Consider the following 4391-nt stretch of genomic DNA (forward strand, 5'->3'; position numbering starts at 1 on the left):
CTTCGGACTATTGGGGCAACGACTATTTCGACGACACCTACGAGCGCAACGGCGTCTTCGAAAAGTTCGAGGGCTACTGCACCGACGTCTGGTTCCGCGAGGCGATCCGCTTTGTGGAAAAGAACCGGAACAAGCCGTTCTTTCTCTATTTGCCGCTCAATGCGCCGCACGGGCCATATCATGTGCCGCCGGAGTGGGAGGCCCCGTACAAGGGAAACAAGCAGGTCGCCAACTCCGCGTTTTTCGGAATGATCGCCAACATCGATTACAATATGGGCCTCTTTCGGAAGAAGCTCGATGAACTCGGGCTGGCCGAAAATACGATCCTGATTTTCATGACGGATAACGGGAGTTCGGCTGGCGGGAAATTCAAGGGATTGGATTCCGAACCGCTGGTCGGCTACAACGCCGGAATGCGCGGCAAAAAATCGTCGGTCTACGACGGCGGACACCGCGTGCCGTTTTTCATCTATTGGCCGAAGGGCGGGCTGACCGGCGGGCAGGATATCGACACGCTGGCCGCGCACATCGATGTGCTGCCGACGCTGGCGGATCTGTGCGGGATTCCGGTTCCGGCGGAGTATGATGTCGATGGCGTTTCGCTCAAGCCGCTGCTGGACGGTTCCGACGAACCGTGGCCGCGGAAGCACCACGTGGTGCAGTATCATGGCGGTGCGTATGGCAAGGCGCTGCCGCCGGGGCCGCTGGCCTATTCGACCGTGCTGACGGAGCGCTGGCGGCTGGTCAATTCCGACGGACAGTTTCTTTACGATATTCAGGCCGATCCCGCCCAGCGCACCGATCTCTCCGCCGAGCATCCGGAAGTGGTGGCGCGTTTGCGGGCGTTGTACGATCCCTTCTGGGAGCGTGTCTCCCCGCGCCTGACCCCGGTTCGGATCGATCTCGGCAATCCGGCGGAGCCGCGGACGGAGCTTTGTTCCCAGGACTGGCATATGCCGAGCGGCAACCCGCCCTGGAATTTCGGCGCGATCAAAAAGTTGCCCAAAGTGACCGGGCCGTGGTTGGTCGATGTGAAGCAGGCCGGACGGTATCGGATGACGCTCCGACAGTGGCCTAAGGCCGCGAACAAGCCGGTGGTGGCCGTTCGGGCCAAGGTGACCATCGCCGGGCACGAAAACGAAACCGATGTCCAACCCGACGGCAAAGGTGTCGTCTTTGAAATAGATCTGCCCGCCGGCCCCACCGAGTTGGTGACCTATCTTTACGATAAGAAAGGCCAAGCCGGCGGCGCTTACTTTACCGAAGTGGAATTGCTTAACGATAAAGGAAATATGTAATGAAAAGTTCAATCAGTCTTGTCTGCGCGTTGGGATGCCTGTCGATGGCGGCCCATGCTTTGGAGATTTATGTGGATCCCGCGGGGTCGGATGCTAATTCGGGAACAAAGGATGAACCGATGGCTTCGCTGGCGGCGGCACAGAAAAAGGCCCGCGAGGTGGCCGGAAAAGAGATGGTCACGGTACATTTTGCCGATGGCATTTATTATTTGCCGGAAACCGTGGTCTTCAAGGCTTCCGATTCGGGCACGGAAAAATGTCCGGTCGTTTATAAAGCAGTCAACGAGGGCGGCGCGGTACTGAGCGGTGGTGCGAAGCTCAACCTGCAGTGGAAGCCCTATAAAAACGGAATCTTTAAGGCAAATACGCCGAAGGGGCTGGAAATCGATCAGCTGTTCATTAACGGCAAGAACCAGCGCATGGCGCGTTACCCGAATTATGATCCGGAAAAGAAAACGGCGGCTTATCAGGGCTATGCGGCGGATGCTTTTTCCAAACAACGTGCCGAGAGCTGGGCGGACCCGACCGGCGGCTACATCCACGCCATGCACAAATCCCGTTGGGGCGGCTACCATTACCGGATTACCGGAAAGAATGGCTCGGGCGAAGTCACCTATGAAGGCGGCTGGCAGAACAACCGCCAGATGGGCATGCATAAGGACTACCGCATGGTGGAAAATATTTTCGAGGAACTCGATGCCCCGGGCGAGTGGTTCCATAACTCAAAAACGTCCACGCTATACTACAAACCCATGGAAGGTGTTGATCTTGATGCTGCAACGGTCGAGGTCGTGCGCCTTCGTCATCTTGTGGAATTCAAGGGAACGGAAACTGCGCCCGTTCGGTTCGTCACCCTGCAGGGCTTTACGATCCGTCATGCCGCCCGCACGTTTATGGACTGCAAAGAGCCGCTGTTGCGTTCCGACTGGGCGATCTATCGCGGCGGCGCATTCATGCTGACCGGGACCGAGAATGTCAGCATTCTCGACTGTGAATTCGATCAGGTGGGCGGCAACGCGGTTTTCGTGAACAACTATAACCGAAATACCTTGGTCAAGGGCTGCCATATTCATGATGTCGGCGCGAGCGGGGTCTGTTTTGTCGGCGATCCCAATGCCGTACGTGATCCGTTGTTCGAATATCATGAGACCAATGATTTATCCAAGATCGACCGCACCCCGGGGCCGAAGACGGATAATTACCCCAGCCTGGGAACGGTTGAAGACTGCCTGATTCACGGGATCGGGCGTGTCGAGCGCCAGCCGGCCGGCGTCCAGCTTTCCATGGCTTCCGAAATTACCGTGCGCGATTGCTCCATCTACGACTGCGCCCGCGCCGGGATCAATGTGAGCGAAGGCACCTGGGGCGGCCACCTGATCGAACGCTGCGATGTGTTTGATACCGTTTTGGAAACGCACGACCACGGTTCCTTCAACTCCTGGGGGCGCGATCGCTTCTGGCATAAAGACCGGGCCTACTCCCAGAAGGAAATCAATAAGGATCCCAACCTGCCCTTCCTGGATGCCGTTAAAACCACGACGATTCGCAACAGCCGTTGGCGCTGTGACCATGGCTGGGACATCGACCTGGATGACGGTTCTTCCAATTATGATATCTACAACAACCTGATGCTCAGCGAAGGGGTGAAGGGCGGCCTGAAGTTCCGCGAGGGATTCCGCCGCCATGCCTGGAATAACATCACCGTAAACAACGGGTTTCATCCGCATGTCTGGTACGATGCAAGCAAGGACCAGGTCTATTCCAATATTTTCATGACCCCCCATAAGCCCGCGCGAATGACTAAACCGTATACGGATGGAACGATGGTGGATCGCAACCTGTATGCGGTTGACCGGGCGGCCGTGATGAAGGTTTCCAATAAAACGGGTTGGGACAAAAACTCCGTCTATGGCGATCCCATGTTCGTCGATCCGTCCACGGGTGACTTCCGGGTCAAGGAAGGATCTCCTGCCTTTGAAGTCGGCTTTAAAAACTTTCCGATGGATCAGTTTGGCGTGAAGAAGCCGTCCTTGAAAGCCCAGGCCCTTACGCCTGAAATCCCGGCCGTAGGCGCGGCGAAAGGGGAGGCTTCTTCGGCATCGGCCCATACCATGAAATGGCAGGATGCAACGCTGGGTGATCTCTCCGGCGAAGAGTTTTCGGCCTATGGGGTCAGCGAGGAAGAGGGCGGGGTTACTGTTTCGGGGCTCAACCGGAAATCCAAATTAGCAAGAGCTGGTTTCGAGAACGGCGATCTGATTCAGGCGATCAATGGGCGTCCGGTTAAAAATGTGAAACAGTTTAACCAGGTGATTCGGAAGATGACTGGAGAGGTTAAATTTAAAGGGGTGCGCAATCAGCAGGTGATTGAACTTACGGTTTCGCTGTAAGTCCTGCAACGGGGGATCGGATCGCGCTCTCCCTTGATTTCAGTAAAGCATGGAAGTGAATATGAAAAAGCAATGTGTATGGTTGGGACTGTTGGTTGCTGCGATCGGGCATGCCGATTCGGCGTGGGTTGTGGACAGCCAGGACGATTGGAAAGCAAGCCTCGGAACGCAGACGGGCTTGGACGTTATCGACGGGCAGTTGATGCCAACCGCGGAAACCGCGGTTTTCCAAAGCAGCATGCAAACGTTTCCGCAAAAACGCAGCGCGGCATCCATCCGCATTGCCCAGTCGCCGGTTTGGCGGAACTGGGAGCCCGTGGACAACATCGGACCGAAAAATCTGAAAGATGCGCCCGTCTTCCTTCGGCGCGGCGAGCAGGACTATTGGATGTTCGGCCGGTACGGCGGCAAGCCGAAAGGATTTCAGGCGCAGGATGCCGCGCTGGAAGGATTCGAGGTGCCGCTTAAAACCACGCCCTGGAAGCATCAGTACGACGCGCCGGGCGGATTGCAGGACGGGCTTGGCGGCTATCACGCCTGGCAGAGCCATGACATGCTCAACTGGGTTCACCATGGCCCCGTTACGCACCAAAAGGGCAAGTGGATGACCACGGCGGAATATGTCGATGGCAAGGCCTATTTCTACTACGACTTCCCGAACGATCAGGACCCGCATCTCATCATCGATGCGGATTTGACCGAC

At 56.7% G+C, this 4391-nt stretch carries 2 protein-coding genes and 1 pseudogene; all 3 read left to right on the plus strand.

Annotated elements, in window-relative coordinates; translation table 11 throughout:
* On the plus strand, positions 1-1298 hold a 1298-nt coding region (locus ABYO54_RS14480), incomplete at its 5' end, for a sulfatase-like hydrolase/transferase (RefSeq protein WP_372808956.1).
* Positions 1298-3688 carry a right-handed parallel beta-helix repeat-containing protein gene (locus ABYO54_RS14485; RefSeq protein WP_372808957.1) on the plus strand — a complete coding sequence of 797 codons (2391 nt, stop codon included), beginning with the start codon at positions 1298-1300 and terminating at the stop codon, positions 3686-3688. The genes ABYO54_RS14480 and ABYO54_RS14485, both read left to right, overlap by 1 nt.
* Before the next feature lie 61 nt (positions 3689-3749).
* Positions 3750-4391, plus strand: a pseudogene (locus tag ABYO54_RS14490) (hypothetical protein); the annotation flags it as partial.

This window comes from Pontiella sp. (genome assembly GCF_041622395.1).
In the GTDB taxonomy this organism is placed as follows: domain Bacteria; phylum Verrucomicrobiota; class Kiritimatiellia; order Kiritimatiellales; family Pontiellaceae; genus Pontiella.

Coding starts and splice junctions, on each gene's coding strand:
- ABYO54_RS14485 (WP_372808957.1), top strand. CDS start 1,298: ATGAAAAGTTCAATCAGTCTTGTCTGCGCGTTGGGATGCCTGTCGATG.